At 60.4% G+C, this 17,885-nt stretch carries 15 protein-coding genes and 2 pseudogenes; 10 read left to right on the forward strand and 7 right to left on the reverse strand.

The features are described from left to right. Positions 1-1,014, forward strand: a 1,014-nt coding sequence (locus AC1DW2_RS39180; RefSeq protein WP_477008680.1) for a UDP-glucose dehydrogenase family protein, incomplete at its 5' end; no start/stop codon positions are given. Between the two features lie 456 nt (positions 1,015-1,470). Here the strand turns inward: AC1DW2_RS39180 and AC1DW2_RS39185 are convergent. From AC1DW2_RS39185 to AC1DW2_RS39195, 3 genes are all read right to left on the reverse strand, one after another. Further along, positions 1,471-2,055, reverse strand: a complete 585-nt coding sequence (locus AC1DW2_RS39185) for an acyltransferase family protein (RefSeq protein ID WP_477008681.1) — start codon at positions 2,053-2,055, stop codon at positions 1,471-1,473. Continuing rightward, entirely contained in the window at positions 2,034-2,528 is a 495-nt protein-coding gene (locus tag AC1DW2_RS39190; RefSeq protein ID WP_477008682.1) for an acyltransferase family protein, read from the reverse strand. The genes AC1DW2_RS39185 and AC1DW2_RS39190 overlap by 22 nt, the downstream gene beginning before the upstream one ends. Positions 2,529-2,666: 138 nt before the next feature. Then, positions 2,667-3,038, reverse strand: coding sequence for a hypothetical protein (locus tag AC1DW2_RS39195; protein WP_477008683.1), 372 nt, complete (start codon positions 3,036-3,038; stop codon positions 2,667-2,669). A 1,071-nt stretch (positions 3,039-4,109) separates the two neighbouring features. On the opposite strand from AC1DW2_RS39195, the gene AC1DW2_RS39200 reads away from it, so the two are divergent. The 3 genes and pseudogenes from AC1DW2_RS39200 to AC1DW2_RS39210 all read left to right on the forward strand — a co-directional run. Beyond that, positions 4,110-5,696, forward strand: a complete 1,587-nt coding sequence (locus AC1DW2_RS39200) for a glycoside hydrolase family 26 protein (RefSeq protein WP_477008684.1) — start codon at positions 4,110-4,112, stop codon at positions 5,694-5,696. A gap of 120 nt (positions 5,697-5,816) precedes the next feature. Continuing rightward, the gene (locus tag AC1DW2_RS39205; protein WP_477008705.1) at positions 5,817-6,083 is read left to right on the forward strand and encodes a hypothetical protein; all 267 of its coding nucleotides are present in this window, start codon (positions 5,817-5,819) and stop codon (positions 6,081-6,083) included. Positions 6,084-6,108: 25 nt separating this feature from the next. Then, positions 6,109-6,276 (forward strand): annotated as a pseudogene (locus tag AC1DW2_RS39210) (LabA-like NYN domain-containing protein); the annotation flags it as partial. Between the two features lie 80 nt (positions 6,277-6,356). Here AC1DW2_RS39210 and AC1DW2_RS39215 read toward each other — a convergent pair. Then, complete coding sequence (locus AC1DW2_RS39215) at positions 6,357-6,506, reverse strand: hypothetical protein (RefSeq protein WP_477008706.1); 150 nt, start codon at positions 6,504-6,506, stop codon at positions 6,357-6,359. Positions 6,507-8,761: 2,255 nt separating this feature from the next. Here AC1DW2_RS39215 and AC1DW2_RS39220 point away from each other — a divergent pair. The 4 genes and pseudogenes from AC1DW2_RS39220 (at position 8,762) to AC1DW2_RS39235 (ending at position 11,393) form a co-directional block, all read left to right on the forward strand. Continuing rightward, positions 8,762-9,079 carry a hypothetical protein gene (locus AC1DW2_RS39220; RefSeq protein ID WP_477008685.1) on the forward strand — a complete coding sequence of 106 codons (318 nt, stop codon included), beginning with the start codon at positions 8,762-8,764 and terminating at the stop codon, positions 9,077-9,079. Between the two features lie 81 nt (positions 9,080-9,160). Next, entirely contained in the window at positions 9,161-9,304 is a 144-nt protein-coding gene (locus AC1DW2_RS39225) for a hypothetical protein (protein WP_477008686.1), read from the forward strand. Positions 9,305-9,752: 448 nt separating this feature from the next. Next, positions 9,753-10,298, forward strand: a pseudogene (gene ku, locus AC1DW2_RS39230) (non-homologous end joining protein Ku); the annotation flags it as partial. A gap of 210 nt (positions 10,299-10,508) precedes the next feature. Continuing rightward, positions 10,509-11,393 carry an aldose 1-epimerase family protein gene (locus AC1DW2_RS39235; protein WP_477008687.1) on the forward strand — a complete coding sequence of 295 codons (885 nt, stop codon included), beginning with the start codon at positions 10,509-10,511 and terminating at the stop codon, positions 11,391-11,393. A 26-nt stretch (positions 11,394-11,419) separates the two neighbouring features. On the opposite strand, the gene AC1DW2_RS39240 is transcribed toward AC1DW2_RS39235, so the two are convergent. Next, positions 11,420-12,268, reverse strand: a complete 849-nt coding sequence (locus tag AC1DW2_RS39240) for an MBL fold metallo-hydrolase (protein WP_477008688.1) — start codon at positions 12,266-12,268, stop codon at positions 11,420-11,422. Between the two features lie 110 nt (positions 12,269-12,378). Continuing rightward, positions 12,379-13,536 carry an acyltransferase family protein gene (locus AC1DW2_RS39245; RefSeq protein ID WP_477008689.1) on the reverse strand — a complete coding sequence of 386 codons (1,158 nt, stop codon included), beginning with the start codon at positions 13,534-13,536 and terminating at the stop codon, positions 12,379-12,381. A gap of 297 nt (positions 13,537-13,833) precedes the next feature. Between AC1DW2_RS39245 and AC1DW2_RS39250 the strand changes: the two genes are divergently transcribed. Continuing rightward, complete coding sequence (locus AC1DW2_RS39250) at positions 13,834-14,649, forward strand: response regulator (RefSeq protein WP_477008690.1); 816 nt, start codon at positions 13,834-13,836, stop codon at positions 14,647-14,649. Between the two features lie 34 nt (positions 14,650-14,683). On the opposite strand, the gene AC1DW2_RS39255 is transcribed toward AC1DW2_RS39250, so the two are convergent. After that, complete coding sequence (locus AC1DW2_RS39255; RefSeq protein ID WP_477008691.1) at positions 14,684-15,826, reverse strand: alpha/beta hydrolase family protein; 1,143 nt, start codon at positions 15,824-15,826, stop codon at positions 14,684-14,686. Positions 15,827-15,972: 146 nt separating this feature from the next. Here AC1DW2_RS39255 and pgm point away from each other — a divergent pair, with 146 nt between their 5' ends. Beyond that, positions 15,973-17,619 carry a phosphoglucomutase (alpha-D-glucose-1,6-bisphosphate-dependent) gene (pgm, locus tag AC1DW2_RS39260; RefSeq protein ID WP_477008692.1) on the forward strand — a complete coding sequence of 549 codons (1,647 nt, stop codon included), beginning with the start codon at positions 15,973-15,975 and terminating at the stop codon, positions 17,617-17,619. Positions 17,620-17,885 lie beyond the last annotated feature (266 nt).

Consider the following 17,885-nt stretch of genomic DNA (forward strand, 5'->3'; position numbering starts at 1 on the left):
GCGCGCGAGATCGCGCAGTCGCTGTCGGGCTTCACCGTCGTCGTGACCAAGTCCACCGTCCCGGTCGGCACCGGCGACGAGGTCGAGCGCATCATCCGCGAGACCAACCCTGCGGCCGACGTCGTCGTCGCCTCCAACCCCGAATTCCTGCGCGAGGGCGCGGCGATCCGCGACTTCAAGTATCCCGACCGCGTTGTCGTCGGCACCTCCGACGAGCGCGGCCGCAAGGTGATGGGCGACGTCTATCGCCCGCTGTCGCTGAACCAGGCTCCGCTGATGTTCACGGCGCGCCGCACCGCCGAAATGATCAAATACGCCGCGAACGCGTTCCTCGCGACCAAGATCACCTTCATCAACGAGATCGCGGACCTCTCGGAAAAGGTCGGCGCCAACGTCCAGGAAGTCGCGCGCGGCATCGGCCTGGACAACCGCATCGGCACCAAGTTCCTGCATGCGGGTCCCGGCTTCGGCGGCTCCTGCTTTCCGAAGGACACCAAGGCGCTGATCAAGATCGCGCAGGACTATGATGTGAGCTTGCGCATCGTCGAATCCGTGCTGGCCGTCAACGAGAACCGCAAGCGCGCGATGGCGCGCAAGGTCAGCCAGGCGCTCGGCGGTAGCTTGCGCGGCAAGACCATCGCCGTGCTCGGCCTCACCTTCAAGCCCGACACCGACGACATGCGCGATGCGCCGTCGATCCCGCTCGTCACCGGCCTGATCGACATGGGCGCGACGGTCAAGGCCTTCGATCCCGTCGGCATGGAGCAGGCCAAGGGCGAGTTGCCGAACATCACCTATTGCGAGGACGCGTATTCCTGCGCGGAAGGCGCCGATGCGATCGTCATCGTCACCGAATGGGTGCAGTTCCGCGCGCTCGATCTCGATCGGCTGAAGGCGACCATGGCCCAACCCGTCGTCGTCGACCTCCGCAACATCTACCGTCCCGAAGAGATGGCCGCGGCCGGCTTCGTCTATGAGAGCGTTGGACGTGCGAGTGGGCCGCGCGACGGCTAGGCAGATAGCAACCGCTGCGTATCGCTCGATCGAAGGTACCTTCGGCCGCCTCGGCCTCAGGCAGGGGCAGCCGATAACCGCTCCCGGATGGATACGTCAACGGCACGGTTTTCGGTCGGACCGCTTGGAAAACACCGGCGATGCGATCGCTAGTCGATGCGCTGCGAGGGCAAAGGGAGCGTCGATCACGAGCGCGGCCCTGACAAAGTGCCCTGGGACGTCCGTTTTCAAGTCCTCGTGCTCGATCTTGCGGTCGTCGTAACCGGTTTACCGGCGTGATCGGCGGGGCATTTCTCGACGACAACCCACCTTACAAAGAAAAGCTTTCGCTGCTCCGCTGCAATCCACCGCTCGACGAGATCAATTCCGATGTCCAGCGCGGGGACGCGCTCGCTGTGACCATTACGAGGAAAGAAAGTAATGGTTCGCTCACTCAGAGGCGCCTGTTCGCTTCCTTCAAGGAAGTGGAATCTTCCAAAGGGCCATCTTGTACCGGAGTGCGGGACGTTCGATTGCCCACCAGGACAAATAGCCAGCGAGGTAAGCTGCGGAAAGCGCCCCCAAGAATATCAGGCTCCAAGATGCGTCAGGCCCAACTCCGGCCCTCATCAATTGTTCGGCCGGCCAGCCATAGAGATACGTTCCAAAGGAAATGTCTCCTACTTGTCTCAGTGTCGGAAGGCTTAGCCGTTGTGATGTCCCGATCAGGAGGATGACCGGTGCACCGGCTAAAGGAAAAATCTGCAACATTGCATCGTAGCGGTGCGCCACGCAGAGGGTGAGAAGTGCAGCGACCATGCTGGCGAGGCGGAAAACTGAGTTCTTGTGCTGGAGTTTGAGCGAGGAAAAGGCCGCACCTGCGAAAAACGCTGGAGCCACCAGCAGGAAATCACCAATCGTCGCGGAATTTGGGGTCAATCCGGTGACTGATATCAGCACCATACTCGTGCAGATCAACACGAGAACCCAGGCATTGAGCGCGCCCAAAAGCCCTATTAGGCCAAGCAGAACGTAACAGGCTAATTCATGAAAATCGTCCACAGCGAACCATTGATCATGCCTCCGAGCCAGCCGCTCGGCTCGTCATACAATGTGACGGAGGGCAGACCCGGCGGTTTGCCTGGCCACCACAGATTTCCAAGGAAGTACCGGATGCTTTCTGATGATGTGAAGAAGGTTACAGTGCCCTTGGTACTGAAGAGCGGCCCAATAACGAAAGCACTGATGGCGAGACAAACGGCGAGGGCAGGATAGATCCTGAGAAACCGACGCCAAAGGTAGTTGAGCACAGATGGTGAATTGAGAAGGCTCAGTGTTACCAGAAATCCGCTAATGAAGAAGAAAGTGAATACGCCATAGATGCCCAGAATATTGCCTTTACCTAAGAGTTTCACCAGCGGCTCACCGGCCTCATCGCCGTTGGCAATTAGGAAGGCATGGGAGAAAATGACGGAACTCGCAGCAATCAGTCTAATCAAATTGAAGTTTGGATAGTCAATACGTTGAGTGGGCAACTCGCAACCCTCTATGCTCACGGAATTTGCGCTGGCGTCGCGGCTTTTTGGCCGAGCGGTTGGCGCCCTATTCAAGCATATTGATTCATCGGATGTCGATGGATTGTCCACTCCCTCAGAGGCGCCTATTCGGTCCCTTCAAGGCATCGGTAATAGGCAGTCCGCCACGTCTGGCGGAAACACCCATCTCGTAAGCATCCGGCGTTCGCGGTCAAATGCGACGCCATCCCAATCGAGCCGGAGTTCTCTATGCTGCCAGTTGGCTACGACATCTTCGAACTCTTCGCAGGTCGATCCCAGGACAGGCGAGATGGCGACAGACCAATTGACTGCACTTGCGTTCGACGTCCTCAGTTCAATCAGTAAGATCGAGACCGGCTCGATCCAGAGCGCTGCTCGCGCCAATTCGTCGATGAAGTCTTCTGCCTTCTTGATCATTGGCCAATGACAATCAATCGCCCGCGAGGCGGCAGGCGCGAAAAATCGATCGAAATGGGTGATCCACGCCAACGCTAAGAGTTACCCAGTTGCATTGACAAAAAAGCTCAGTTCTTGTTCCAGCTGCATTCTGCAATTCTGAATTGAGTCGTCAATCGACATCCCGCTCCCTCAGCGGAACTGCGCAGCTTCAGCTAGGTTTGTTGGTTCCGGAGCTTCTCACTCAAGCGCTGCTGGCGATCACGAATCGACGTCGGGGATCCTCGGTCAAGCAGGCAAGCGATCCGACTTGTGGTCAGGCCTCGCGCCTTAGCACGATCAGTGGCTGAGCTCCAGTTAGATCCAAAAAAGCAGGCTGAGTATGCGTTCTGGTGTACCGAGGCGATCGCGTGGCTTCGGGAGTACTGTGCAGCTCCGAATATCGGATGCTGTTCTACATCTTACCGGGCACGAGTGGGGAGGATGCCATGCTTGCGCTCCTGAAGTCCGGCGGCCGCGAACGGCGCTTTGGCGAATTGCTTGGCTACGAGAGTGGGCAGATCGACTATTGGCTGACGCATCGTCTCTCGCTGGCAGACGCTTAGTCTGCTGTTGGCCGATATTGTTGCAAAAGTCGATTTTCACCGATGACCAGAATTCTGCGGGCCGTGGGCACAACTTTCGCGTACAAGATGCGAGGGACCTCACGGCCTCACGCAAAATTCACAGGTGACTTCGGTAACGCGATTGAGGTCATACGAATCAGCGTTCGCTTGCTGCTTAGTGTTTTCGCGAAAAATCTGAGCCCTGAAACTTTCGACTTTTGCAACACAATCGGCCCGTATGAAACATGCCTGCGCAGTCTGACGATTTGCGCCCACAGGGGTACACCGGCAACGCTCCTCTTAAAGCGAGAACAAAAGGACGTCGATGGTGAGGGCGGCCGGCCTCACAAACCTATCCTTGTTGCAAAACTAGTTACTGACCCTCGAGCTTGCTGCCCTTTTGAGTGGAGGAATCTTGTCGTTCAGTCAGCTCACGATCGCTGCTAGATGCATGGCGAAGTCGCGGCAGTTGCGTGTCCAGGAGCGACACGACAATTTCGCATTCGTTGCTTAGACACTATTGAAACGAAAGTGGATAATCAGCGACGGAGCGACGAGAATGAGTCAGAACGCGACCGGCGTAACGCCGTTTCCCCTTGGCGTTTTTGTCGGCAACCCGAACTATTATGTCTCAAGCGAGGAAACGGCGTTCGAAACATACTTCAACGCCTTCTCAACGTTGATGGGAGCCAAACCGCAATTTCTTGACCAATACGCCGACCAACGCCTTCCAATCTCACAATGGGTCGGTCAAGCGAGTTGGAATGCGGCCTCTGTCGCTCAGTCGCCTGTACTTCACGACGTTACTCCCGTCATTGGGTTGCCGATGACTTCGACTGCTCCAGGATCTGGAAATGCTGATCAGTTTTATCAGGGCTTCGCTGCGGGAAAATACGATACTGTTCTAGGGGGCATGGTCAAAGCATGGGCCGATAAGGGCTTTACCACACAGATCTGGCGGCCCGGCTGGGAGATGAACGTTGATACTATGCCGTCTTATACCGGCAATGACGCGGCTACACGGGCCGATTGGGTCAAAGCCTTCCAGCACATCTCGACCGTGTTGCATGCGGCGGGCCAAGCGGATGGGGTGAGTGTCCAGGTGATGTGGAACCCAAGCGTTGTAAACTACAGCCATGCCGGCAACGTCATACAGACCGCCTACCCCGGAAACCAGTACGTCGATATCATCGGCGCTGACGTCTATGCAGACCTCTACCCCTACGGTTCGTACACCGACCTGTACGATTGGGATAAAAGCGGACAAGTACTCAACTCGACTCATCCGATCTTCGACACCAGCCTTAAGCAATGGGCTGCCGATCCCGTCAACCTTCAGCATTACTATACCAACCCGGCTTCAAACCAGTGGTCGCTGGACGGCAGCGTGGGTCATGCGACCACTCTTCAGCAACTCATCGATCTTGCCAAATCGACCGGTAAGCCCTTGGCGATCGCCGAGACCGGAGCAGGCAACACGCATGATGGTGCAGGCGTCGTTGATAATCCGACTTTTGTGAAGTGGCTGGCGGAGACGCTACATCAATCGGGAGTCAAGATTAGCTTTGTGAACATTTGGGATTCTAATGCCGGCGGCAAATATGAATTTTCTCATTCCTCTGACGGTAAACCGTTAGAGGCTGCGGCGTGGGCGAAGTACTTCGGGGCTCTACCAGTTCAAACGGCGACTCATTCGTCCGTTGCGACCGCGACTGATGTCGATCACCTCGCGGCCGGCTCGGCGGCTTCAGGCAGTACCGTTCAGAATGAACCGCCCCAGAGTGGCAGCGCGGCAGTCAACGGGCATGGCAGCATAACAATTGATCCTCCCTATGATGACCTCCATTTCAATTTCGCGCCCGCGCCAAATGATAGCGCTGCTAGCTCGGTCACGGATAAAGCCGCAGGCAACAACACCCCTTCCTTCGAGCATGCGGGAACAAATTCTGGGCACCCGGACAGCTCGCAAAACTTGTTGGTATCGAACGGTGAGCACAGCGATTTCATCGCACTCGTGAACAATGCCCGATCCGACCATCAGTCGACAGCAGCGAGATACGACGCCGCCTTCTACCCTTCCATCGGCGTAAGCCCAGCAAGCGGACATGATGTGCAGTTGCATGTCGGCGACTTCTTCATTCATTAGTTTCACCAGGGCAGCGTCGGATAGCGAGCGGCGGTCCAAGCAGAAATTTCGGTTCCGCGTGCGTTCCCCATGCCCAAGGGAATAATTTGACTCTCGCTCGCGCCGCATTTCGATGGCGGCATGACCAAGGCAGAGAACCGAGCCGCGGCGAAAGCCTGGCACGAAGAACGCGAACGACAGCGCCGAGAGGCGGCTCGACCTGATGCCGTCAAGGCTGACCTCACTGAACTCGGGCGCCTGCGTCATTATTTGATCTTCGGCCGCCGATGCCTCCACCCATCGCGTGAGCCGCTGATGATGGCCATCGACGACTATGTCGAGGCCCTAACCGGTGACCGGACTACTCTTCACGCCCAAGCAACCAGCATCGGTCCGCGTCAGTCATGAAGAACTTACTGAAAATAGAGCCTTCATTGACGGGGCCAATCCTTACGCGCCGGCGAAAAACTCTGGGCGTCGACATCGATTACAAGCGCCTGCTGAAGGAGTTTCAGAGCCACGGAACGCTGTTGCGGGCGCCGCGACCATAGAGGATCAGGAATACTCCTCGATCCGCCCGCTGATCGACTGGCCGGACCACACGCGGCGAGGGACGCGATCATCTGCCAAAGTTTTTGCAAGAACCGAAAGGGAATGCCCCTCCAGACTAAACCTGTTACTTCAACGCCGGGCCTTCGAGAGGTGAGCAGCTTCATTCTGGCCGCGTCGTTCTTTTGCTTCCGTACCGAGACGCGCAACCGTTGTCACGACCGCTGCAAGCAAGGCGATCCAGAAACAGGCAGCGAAGATGATCAGCAGCAATTTGCGCATACAGCGTCATCTCGCGTCGTGAACGAAGCCGGCGCGCCGAGTATGATGGCGCGCCCACTTCGTCATGGGGGTCCCAGACGGGAAAATGTCCGGTGTGAGCAGCCTAGCGCTCGCGGACGCAGCGGCAATCGAAGTCGCAAATTAAGCTTGATGCCGCGGCAGCGGGTTAATTCAGGAACACTACGGAAAAGACCCGGTCACCGAGGCGGTTTGGGTCGGCAAACGCTGCGGATACTGGGAAAAAATAGGAACTAAGCAGCTTCGGGGACATTTTTCGCGGGATGCCCAAGTACGATAGCGGCGGCGTCGTCATCGACGATGAAGGCAACGATTTGCCCGGCATTTGATGTCGCGCGACGGCTCGCGCTTGAGACGCTAGGTCAATCGATCATGGATGGCGCACGTAGCCCCGTGGCAAGACGGACCGCGATCGAGGTACGAGACTGGACCGGTCCGACCCTGCGCGCGTCAGCTGCAATCGTCATTGAAGAGCTTTGAAAGAATGACCCCACGGCAGCCTTAAGGTTGACTGGTGAGGTTAACCGCAGGGACCATTTGTCCCCGCATCCCACAGCCGATATTTCTCGCCTAAGAATAGGATCGACATGTTCGACGAAACCGGGGAAATTCCACCGATTGAAGACCGCAGGCGACTGGGGGATTACTCTTTTCACATTGCCTTCTGAGCGTTGCCGGCACCGCGTTAATTACATGGTGTGCCGCCATCGCCTGGGTCAATTGGCAGTTGGTCGCCTGGTTATTTAAGGGATTGAAGTGACCGCCATGGAAGACTTTGACGGCCTTTCCGACCATTTCATTTTACGAATGTATGAGTTCATCCGTCACGAAGTCCACGTCGATGCGTCGGCCGGGACGCGCCTCATTGGCCTCGCTACTAGGCAGCGCGCGGATCGGCTACTTAAGGAAATCGACAGTCGCGGTCTCTGTCGCCCAGTCGCAATATTCGAGTGACATGCTTCACACTCAGAGGCGAGACATGTCTAACATAGATCAACAAGAAAATTCCGGGGCGGGCATGACCATAAACGAAGTCAGTGTTCAAAAGACGCCTATCAGCGATCGAGCAATCGCAGTGGCCTATCTGACCACAGTCAGCGCAGCGATGATCGGTTGGCTCTACGTCCTCGCGCAGTCGGCGAGAGCATTTTGTCGCTGGGTTTTCGGCTAAGTATTCGTCACGAACTGCGCAAACTTGATGGTTGCGCAGATGATCATTCCCCAAAGCGCAAAGTTAATCTGCAACGCCTCAGTCATTGCATTCCTCCCTCGCTTCCTCGCAGCCGCGCTCTAAACTGGTAACTGGCGCGATCTGCTCCATTGGCATTTCGGATCACGCTTCCGATTTTAGTCGAATATAAGACCATCGCCAGACTTGGCATAGCCCGTACCGATACGGGGAGGAGCGATCCGCTTCACCGACCCTCAGGGAGTGATGTCGCCCTTACGCGATGCCGGTCCCTCAATCCGCACGAGGAGACTTGGCAGCTCCACTTCACCGATGTCCGCATCAGGACTACAGGCGTGCGCGACGGCGTACCGATCCATGCCGTTCAATGAGGATGGTCACTTGGCTTCTATCCCGGTAAGAGCCAGGCACCGGGCACAGGGGAAATAGCCACGACCTTCGAAGCCGCGCGCGAGGCCCTCGAGTCGGCGTGGTCCGAGCTGCGTGTCGCCATCTCCGGCGCTGCCTTCGCCGAATGGCGCCAAGACCGCGAAGGACGGGGCGCTGAGGCATTGGCGGCCTCGTACTTGGGGTCGAGAGCCCGCCAGCTTTGCCAGCCCCCGGCGAAGCCCTCCCTCGCGTTCTCAATGAAAACCGCGCTCCTTCGCAGTGCGGCAGATTCGCTTGAAAATTACCGGATTATCCCGGTAGATTTTCATTCCAGGGGCTGGCTTCATATTCACTTAGAGCTCTTTACCCGGTTCGATTTGACCATGCGCTACGGCCACGGCGGTCTGCTGCGGCCCATTTTAGTCGCTCACCAGTATAACGCCTCCGTGAACGAAACCGTTTGCTGCCTCAGGCGAAGCGCTCCCGAAACAGTCCGAATCCATCCTCGGCCTCGCAAATAAGGGGATTTCAAGATGATCACGCTGAAAGCAATTGCGGTTGTCCTTGGTGCCGGATTTATCTTCACTATGTATTCGGGTGACCTGGGCGCCGACGTAGTTCTCGCCATCGTCGCCTGCCTTTCCTAACGAGGTGGGCCGCCAGCGTGGACGGGCGGGCCATGGGGCAATTTCACCAAAGTCCGCTGGATATCGTCTCCAACCAACGGCGCATTGCGGTTTCGGTACAACGACGCCGAGTTGTACGCCTCGACCTGATGGCCCTGGGCGGCGATGACCTGCGGAAGCTGTCGCTTTTCCAGCGTAAGGAGAAGCTGGCTACCCTCCTGAAGCTCTGGCCCGAGGGCATCTTCGTCGCGCCATACGAGCCCGGGGAAATCGGCCCAGACCTGTTTGACGCGGCTGCCGCATGGAGTCCGAAGGAATCGTGTCGAAGCACCGTAACCGCGGCTGTCGGCCGCGCGTGTGTGATTGGGTGAAGGTTAAAAATCGAGCGCACCCTGCGTACAGCCGTGTAGTGGATCAATTCGGGTAGCGCTGAGGGAGTGGACGGGCCGTCAATGATCGGCAACACTGCCGCTACTGACGAGGCTACCAACATGCACCGTGGTTTACGCTCATTGATCCCGATCGCGCTCATCGGTGCGCTTGGTCTTCTTGCCTGGTACGCCCGCCTGCTATGGCTGATGGTGAGCCCGGATTAAGCTATCCCACGAACGCTCGCCCAAGCGGGCGGGCTTTTTTTCACCACGTTGAAGGTAGCGAAGTGGATCGCCAAGCGCGTAGCTTTCCACTGAACTCTTAAGGTTGACGGTGAGGTAAATTCCAGAGCGTGCTTGCCGGCCGTGGTCGCGCTGAATATGTCGTTCCGAAACAAGGATGATCCAAATGGTCGATCGAACGACAGGGCAAAGTGCTAGACTAGCCGACGGCCTCTTTCACTTTCACTGCCGTAGAGTTGCCTGCCTTTTTGCCTAAGCCACTAAGCCCGGAAACCGGCCCGCGCCTCATAATCCAATAGAACATAACAAGAACAAAAGAGTCGATAGCCGGCGTTAAAAATATCCTCTTGGGGGCCCGTCCATGCTGTCGGAACCATGCCCTCCCGTTCGTCTTGAATCCGAGCCGTCCCGAACCGGAGTTCTGCGTAACATGGCCCCGAGAGCCAACTGGAAAGGCTTCTTGCGTCTGTCGCTCGTCACCTGTCCGGTGGCTCTCTACCCGGCGACATCGGAATCCGAAAAGATCTCGTTCAATCAGATCAATCGAGCGACCGGTCACCGGATCAAGTACGTGAAGGTCGACGCCGATACCGGTGACGAGGTCGCGAACGAGGACATCGTCAAGGGCTACGAACTCGACAAAGGACAGTACATCGAGGTCACCAAGGAGGAGCTCGAGGAGCTGGCGCTGGAGTCGACGCGGACCATCGAGATCGACGAATTCGTCGACAGGGCCGACATCGACCCGCGCTATCTAATCCGTCCGTACTACCTGCGTCCCGACGGCAAGGTCGGTCACGACGCCTTCGCGGTGATCAGGAAGACCATCCGGGAGATGGACAAGGTGGCGATCGTGGTTCTCACCAACCGCGAGCACATTATTGCGCTCGAGCCGATTGACAAAGGCCTGGTCGGCACGCTGCTGCGCTACCACTACGAGGTCCGCTCCGAGCAGGAGTACTTCGAGATAAAGGACCAACGGCCTCCCGTCGTCGTCGATCTCCGCAACATCTACCCGCCCGAAGAGATGCAAGCCGGCGTCGGGCGATCGTCCCAGGCTTAAGCAAGCCGTTTGCAGTTCGGCTTCGCCCGCCTCATCCTGGGGCGGCGAAATCGTCTCTGGTGCGATATGATCCGGTCGCATCAGGCCGCCGCGCTCGGCCTCGTTGCCGCGATGGAGATTGTCATGACCGACGACCCGCACAGGATCCGCAGTGGCGGGCTCACCGCGACCATCAAGGCAAACGGCGCCGAATTGTGCTCGCTGAAGGACGGCAGCGGTGTCGAATTCGTCTGGCAGGCGGGGCCGGCCTGGCCGCGCCACGCGCCGCTGCTGTTTCCGATCGTCGGGCGTCTCGCCAATGACGAAATGCGGCACCGGGGCAAGACCTACCGGATGACCCAGCACGGCTTTGCGCGCGACAGCCGGTTCGCGTGGGTAGAGCGCGGAGAGAACCGTTGCACGCTAGCGCTCGAAGACAGCGAGACAACGCGCGCACTCTATCCGTTCGCATTTCGCCTGACGGCCACCTATGCGATCGACGACGCCGGTCTCGATCTCTCGCTCACGGTGGTGAACACTGGCAAGGAGACATTGCCGGTATCGCTCGGCGGCCATCCCGCCTTCAACTGGCCGCTTCAGCCTGGAGTGTCGAAGGAGAGCTACGCGCTGACCTTCACGAACGAGGAGCCATCTCCGGTTCGCCGTGTCGAGGGCGGACTCCTGCTCGCGGCAACGGATCCGAGCCCCGTCAGAGGCTCTGTGCTTCCTTTGTCGGAATCCCTGTTCACCAATGACGCCGTCATCCTCGACCCCGTCAACAGCCACGCGGTCCGCTATGCGGCCGGGCAGGGGGGCGGGCCCTGGCTCAAAATGTCATGGCGCGGCTTTCGCGAGCTCGGCGTCTGGTCGAAACCGACAGGCGCGCCGTTCCTCTGCATCGAGCCGTGGCGCGGCTATGCCAGTCCCGTCGGTTTCGATGGCGAGTTCAGCGACAAGCCGGGTCTGATGCACATCGCGGCCGGCGCGAACGAAGAACTGTCGTACCGGATCGAGGTCGGATCGTCCTGAGGCAGGCCTTCGCGCGCCTGTGGCTCTCAGACCTCGATCCGCGTGAGGTCCTCGCCGAGCACGACGGGACCTGCGTAGTCTCGGCGGGCGTCCGCGAGAAGCGCGTTCAGCATGGAATCGTCTGTGCGCGGACGGTGATGGGTCAGCGCAAGCTTCTTGACGCCGGCCTTGGCTGCGATCTTGCCGACCGTATCGCCGCAGGCGAGCGTGTATTTCGCGAGCCGGCGGAAGTGGTCGTTGGTGATCTCAGGCGTCGCGAGAAAGCAGCACTGGACCAGCAGGTCGGCTCCCTGTGCCAGCCGCTCGAGACCGGGGCAGGGCACCGTGTCGCCGGAGATCGCAATGACCTTGCCCTCGGCTTCGAAGCGGAAGCCGAGACACATCCAGCGCGCGAGAAACGCCAGCGACATGTCGAGACCGTCGCCATGTGAGACGAGCTCGGCGCTGATCTTCCAGCGACCGGTGTCGAGGACGTGGCCGGGAATGATGTCCGTCGCGACGACCGGCTTCCATCCCCCAAAGGTCGGCTCACCCTGATCCCGCCAGGCGATGTCCTTGTCGTAGACCTGTGTGATCAGCGTGTTGACGAGCCGTTCGGTATCGGGCGGACCGTAGATGCGCAGATCGTCCTTGCGCCCATGCATCCACGAATTCAGCATCACATCATAGAGGTCGCCGATGTGGTCGAAGTGGTGATGGGTGAGAAAGACCGTGTTGATGGCGCCGAGCGGCACGCCGGCTTTGTGGAGCTGCACCATGACGCCGCGGCCCGCGTCGAACAGGATATTCTCCTCGCCGAGCCTGATCAGCGTGGTCGTCGCCATGCGGCGCGGGTCCGGGCGTGGGCCGCCGGTGCCGAGCAGTATGACTTCCATGGCGCCTACTCCAGCGTGAAGCCGGTCGACCTGATCACGCCGCCCCGGCGTGTCTGAAGATCTTCGTGGCGTACTTTAGATTCGAAGGCGTCAGCTAGACAAGTCGCGCGTCAGTGCAGACCGGCCACAGTGGCAGCAATGGTTGGCCGGATCGTCGAGCGGCCCGATCCCGCGGACGTCAGGCGATGCGCAAAATCCTGCGCGCGCCGCTCGACCAGATGCCAGGTCGCGCGTGCGACGAGATAGCTGAGCGCGGCGGTGACGGCATAGGCGATCAGCAGCGAGAGCAGTCCGTCCGTAAGCGGCCAGATCTGGCGCAGGCCGGAGATCACCGCGAAGTGCGACAGGTACATCGAATAGGAGTTGCGGCCGAGCGCCTCGATCGGCCGGCAGCGGATCGCGAGGCGGATGCAACCTGCAACCAGCGCGCCGAGCACGAGGTTGATCATCAAATAGTTGAATTCATGCGAGCCGGTCGCGCGGTCGGCGATGAAGGACAGCGCGATGAAAGCGGCGAAGATCGCGGCGTCCGACTTCGCAAAGCCGTCGCGCAGCGAGAAGAACAGCGCGCAGCCGGTGAGGAAGACCGGCATCTGGTTCAGGAAGCTGATGTGCAATGCGTTCCACACGAAGGCTTCGTGGCCGGGACCATAATAGGCCGAGAACAGTGCGAAGGCCCACGGCTTGAACAGGCAGACATTGACGAGATGCAGCGCGATCGCGAGCGCAAGATAGAGGTGGCGGCGAGATCCGAAGGCCGTGATCACGAAGGGGAAGACGAGATAGAACGTCATTTCCGCCGCGATCGACCAGTCGCCCGGCACGACGCTGTTGACGCTGTCCGGCCAGAAGCCGTGCAGGAACGTCGCGGTCAGGATCACCTGGAGCGGCCCGATGCCGTTGGGCGCGTTGTAGCTCGGACCCGTGCCATTGACGAGCAGGTAGAGCGGGATCGCGAGCCAGAACAGCGGCGCGATGCGCAGGAAGCGCCGGATGTAGAATTTGCGCGTCGGATCGGTTTCGGTGCGCTGCGTCCACATCAGGCACATCGTCATGGCGCTGACGAAGTAGAACACGTTGACGCCGGTCCAGCCGCACATGAAGGCGAAGTCGACGGCGTGGATATTTGAGGGAAAAGATTGTGAAACGTGGATCGCCATCACGCCGACGATGGCGAGGCCGCGCAGGACGTCGAGCGTGTGAGAACGGCCGAAAGGCGTTGCACCTTGCTCGGTTCGTTCGGCGGCCAACCGGGCCTGCCCCTGCATCACGCCTGCTCCGTGGTTTCGCATCTGCAAGCGGAGACCATAGAGGCGCGGCCGGCTGTTTCGAAGCCGAAGCCCTTCTTTACGTTAACCAGCGGTTGAGTCCGATGCCGAATGTGCGGGATCGGCGGTGTCGAGGGGGCTGGTCGTCGCTCGCACGAGCCACGCCGGCATGATGATGCGCGCGATGAGAATTGTGGGGCAATTCATACTTAATACGCCAATACCATGACCAATATTGTTCGGGCAGCACAACACGCCTAGTATTCCAGCAGGCAATCTCGGGGGCTCGAATAAGTCGTGAATGTTCGTTCACAGGACAGTGCGCTGCGCGACGACTTGAACTTTCAAGGCGCGCCACAAGCACACAAGACATCCAATAACGTGGTTGATTCCGCACGTCAGGAATTAAGGCCTGCCGGCCGCGAACGGCTGATCGTCGTCGAAGACGATCCCGTGACGCGGACGATGCTGGTCGGCTATTTCAGCGAGAACAATTTCGACGTGGTCGGCGCCGGCTCCTGCGCGGAATGCCGCCAGGCGCTGCGCTCGCGCACCGATCTCGTCTTCCTCGACGTGCAGTTGCCTGACGGCGACGGCTTCGAGCTCGCCAAGGAGATCCAGGCGACCAGCAACGCGGGCATCATCTTCGTGACGCGCCGCGACACCGACGTCGATCGCATCCTCGGGCTCGAGATCGCCGGCGACCATTACGTTACCAAGCCGATCAATCTGCGCGATCTGCTCGCGCGCGCGCGCAGCGTGCTGCGGCGGCGCTCGATCGACCGCAAGGCGGCGCGCAACCACAATTCGATCGCCTTCGGCGACTGGATCATCGACCTGACCCGGCGCGAGCTGCTCGGCAGCGACGGCAAGCCGGTGGCGTTGACGCGCGCCGAGTTCGACCTGCTCGCGGCGCTGGTCGGCGCCGACGGCCGGCCGCTCAGCCGCGACTATCTGATCGAGGTCGTCAGCAACCGCCAGGCCGAGGTCGATATCCGCACGGTCGATGCGCTGGTGGCGCGGCTGCGCCGCAAGCTCGTCGGCAGCGGCACGCCCGTGATCGCGACCGTCACCGGCGTCGGCTACAAGCTCGCGCTCAGCGAGCGGCTCTAGCCTTATCCGTCCAAAGATCCGATCACCCGCGCGCCTATCGCGCGCGGGCGCTCTGGTCCGTCGATGTCCTTTGCGCCGCCCCGGCCAGCTGGTCATCGACCGCATACAGCGTGCAGGTCGGCGACCATTTCATGCAGGCGCTAAGCGAATCGCGCCGGGCGTCGTCGGCGGTGGTGCGGCCCGAGCACCAGCCGTAACCGCCGTTCGGCGACACCGCAAAAGCCTTGTGCGGCATGGTGCTGGCGAGATAGCGGGAGAATTCGGCGCGCGCGGCCTCGTTGAGCTGGCCCGGCGGCGGCAGCGGATCGGGAAGGCTCAGGATGTCATGGCCGAGCCCGCGCTCGCGCAGGAAGGCGTCGAGATAGGGCGTCCATTGCGGGCGGCCCACCACAGAATAGAGATAGTGACCGTCATCGCCGTAAGGCGGCGCCGCAATGAATTTCGCGTGACCGCCATTGCCGCGAAATCCGTCATAGAGGCGGCGCGCGAGATCGGGACCGAAGAACGAATCATTGGCCGCATAGACCCACAGCATCGGCACGCGCGAGGTTTTGCCGAACGTGGCGAAGGCCTGCACCAGCCCGTCCTCGTTGCAGACGTCGTCGTCATCGCGCGAGCCGCGGCCGCCGGCAAAGCTGATCGCGGCGACGAGACCCGCCGGTGCCTGCGCGGTCAGCGCGACGGTGGCGATCCCGCCGGCGGAATGGCCGGCTGCGATCATGCCCGATGTCGTGACGTCGGCCCTCCGACCCATCGCATCGATCGCCGCGCGCAAATCCGCGACCGCAACCGCCGCCGCCGGCAGATAGGCGGCATTGGCGCAGCCGCGGACGCTGTCGACGCGTCCGCCGGGCGAGGTGCCGTAGCCGCGCCGCATCACGATCAGCGCGGCAAAGCCGCGCCGGGCATATTCGAGCGCGATCCCGTAATATTTGTGCGCCGACATCGTCGCGCGGTCGTCGAAACTGCGCGGCGAGCCGTGGCTGAGCAGCGCAAGCGGATAGCGCTTCGTTCCGGCCGGCCGGACCAGAAAGGCCTCCAGCCCCTGCGGCCCGGCCTCCGTCATCGGAATGCGCAGGTCTTCCGTGTAGAACTCCGAGGCCATCGCATTGGGCACGACGCCAGCCGTCGCAAGCCAGGCCACCAGAACAACCAAGAGCCTGTGAAACAGCGTCATGCCCCGACTCGAAAAAGCCCCGATTTGAAAGACCATAGCATGATCTCGGGAACGGCCAGCCCGCCGCGCGTGTTGTGCCCTTGGCGGGGGTCCGGCCGATGCTATGGTACTACGCAAACTCTGCACGACAGGACGAGGATATTTCAGTGGTTGATGTTCATCCCGCGGCGGGCAAGCTGGTCTCGCCGGACGCGCTCACCAACGTTCCGCGGCTGGTGACGGCCTATTTCGCCGGCAAGCCCGATGTCGGCGATCCCGCGCAGCGGGTGGCGTTCGGAACCTCCGGCCATCGCGGCACGTCGTTCAAGAACAGCTTCAACGAGGGTCATATCCTCGCGACCACGCAGGCAATTTGTGACTACAGAACAGAAAAGGGCCTGACCGGTCCACTCTTCATCGGCATCGACACCCATGCGCTGGCCGAGCCGGCGCTGGTCAGCGCCGTCGAGGTGTTCGCCGCCAACGGCGTCGACATCATGATCGACAAGGACGGCGGCTACAGCCCGACGCCTGTCATCTCGCACGCGATCCTGACCTACAACAAGGGCCGCACCAGCGGCCTTGCCGACGGCGTCGTCGTCACGCCCTCGCACAATCCCCCCGAGGACGGTGGCTACAAATACAATCCGCCGCATGGCGGCCCGGCCGACACCGACGCGACCGCCGTCGTCGAGAAGCGCGCCAACGCCTATCTTGCCGACGGCCTGAAGGGCGTGAAGCGCATCGACTACGCCAAGGCGCGCAAATCCGCGAACGTGCACGCCTACGACTTCATCACGCCCTACGTTGCCGATCTCGGCAATGTCGTCGATCTCGATCTGGTCAAATCCGCCGGAATCAATATCGGGATCGATCCGCTCGGCGGCGCCGCCGTGCATTACTGGCATCCGATCATCGAGCGCTACGGCCTGAAGGCCACCGTTGTGAACGAGGCGATCGATCCGACCTTCCGTTTCATGACCGTCGACTGGGACGGCAAGATCCGCATGGATTGCTCCTCGCCTTACGCGATGGCGAGCCTGATCGCGATGCGCGACCGCTTCGACGTCGCCTTTGCCAACGACACTGATGCCGACCGCCACGGCATCGTGACGCGCACCGGCGGCCTGATGAATCCGAACCATTACCTTGCGACCGCGATCTCCTATCTGTTCGCGAACCGCCCGAACTGGGGCAAGGATGCCGCGATCGGCAAGACCGTGGTGTCGAGCTCGATCATCGACCGCGTCGCCAAGAAGCTCGACCGCAGGCTGGTCGAGACGCCGGTCGGCTTCAAATGGTTCGTCGACGGCCTCCTCACGGGCGGCTTCGGCTTCGGCGGCGAGGAGAGTGCAGGGGCCTCGTTCCTGCGCCGCGACGGCGGGGTGTGGACCACCGACAAGGACGGCATCATCCTCGGCCTGCTCGCAGCCGAGATCATGGCGAAGACTGGCCGCGATCCCAGCCAGCTCTTCGGCGATCTCACTGCCGAACTTGGCGTGCCCCACTACGCGCGTATCGACGTCGCCGCCACCGCGCCCCAGAAGAACATCCTCAAGTCCGTCACGCCCGAGCAGCTCGGTCTCAAGGACCTCGCCGGCGATCCCGTCCGCGCCACGCTGAGCAAGGCGCCAGGCAACGGCCAGCCGTTCGGCGGCATCAAGGTCGAAACCGATTTCGGCTGGTTCGCCGCAAGGCCCTCCGGCACGGAGGACGTCTACAAGATCTACGCGGAAAGTTTCCGCAGCACCGAGCACCTGAAGCGGATTCAGGAAGAGGCCCAAGCAGGGCTGAAGAAGGTGTTCGGGGCGTAGGGCACTGAGCCCAGTGCGACTCTTCGGTTGCTGCTCCGAGGAAGTGCTTTCCGCATTCTCCGCTGTCATCACCCGCGAAAGCGGGTGATCCAGTACGCCGCGGCCGTGCCGTGATGCGGAGGAGCCGCGGCGTACTGGATTCCCCGCCTTCGCGGGGAATGACCTTCCGGTGCAATTGTATACATAATCAAGATAGTAGGTATTTAAATACGCCAAATTTGGCCTTGAACGATTCTATCCCTCCGCTATTGTATACATAACGTATT

The organism is Bradyrhizobium sp. P3_C3, assembly GCF_056402655.1.

Coding starts and splice junctions, on each gene's coding strand:
- AC1DW2_RS39200 (WP_477008684.1), top strand. CDS start 4,110: ATGAGTCAGAACGCGACCGGCGTAACGCCGTTTCCCCTTGGCGTTTTT.
- AC1DW2_RS39205 (WP_477008705.1), top strand. CDS start 5,817: ATGACCAAGGCAGAGAACCGAGCCGCGGCGAAAGCCTGGCACGAAGAA.
- AC1DW2_RS39215 (WP_477008706.1), bottom strand. CDS start 6,506: ATGCGCAAATTGCTGCTGATCATCTTCGCTGCCTGTTTCTGGATCGCC.
- AC1DW2_RS39220 (WP_477008685.1), top strand. CDS start 8,762: ATGGGGCAATTTCACCAAAGTCCGCTGGATATCGTCTCCAACCAACGG.
- AC1DW2_RS39225 (WP_477008686.1), top strand. CDS start 9,161: ATGATCGGCAACACTGCCGCTACTGACGAGGCTACCAACATGCACCGT.
- AC1DW2_RS39235 (WP_477008687.1), top strand. CDS start 10,509: ATGACCGACGACCCGCACAGGATCCGCAGTGGCGGGCTCACCGCGACC.
- AC1DW2_RS39240 (WP_477008688.1), bottom strand. CDS start 12,268: ATGGAAGTCATACTGCTCGGCACCGGCGGCCCACGCCCGGACCCGCGC.
- AC1DW2_RS39245 (WP_477008689.1), bottom strand. CDS start 13,536: ATGCAGGGGCAGGCCCGGTTGGCCGCCGAACGAACCGAGCAAGGTGCA.
- AC1DW2_RS39255 (WP_477008691.1), bottom strand. CDS start 15,826: ATGACGCTGTTTCACAGGCTCTTGGTTGTTCTGGTGGCCTGGCTTGCG.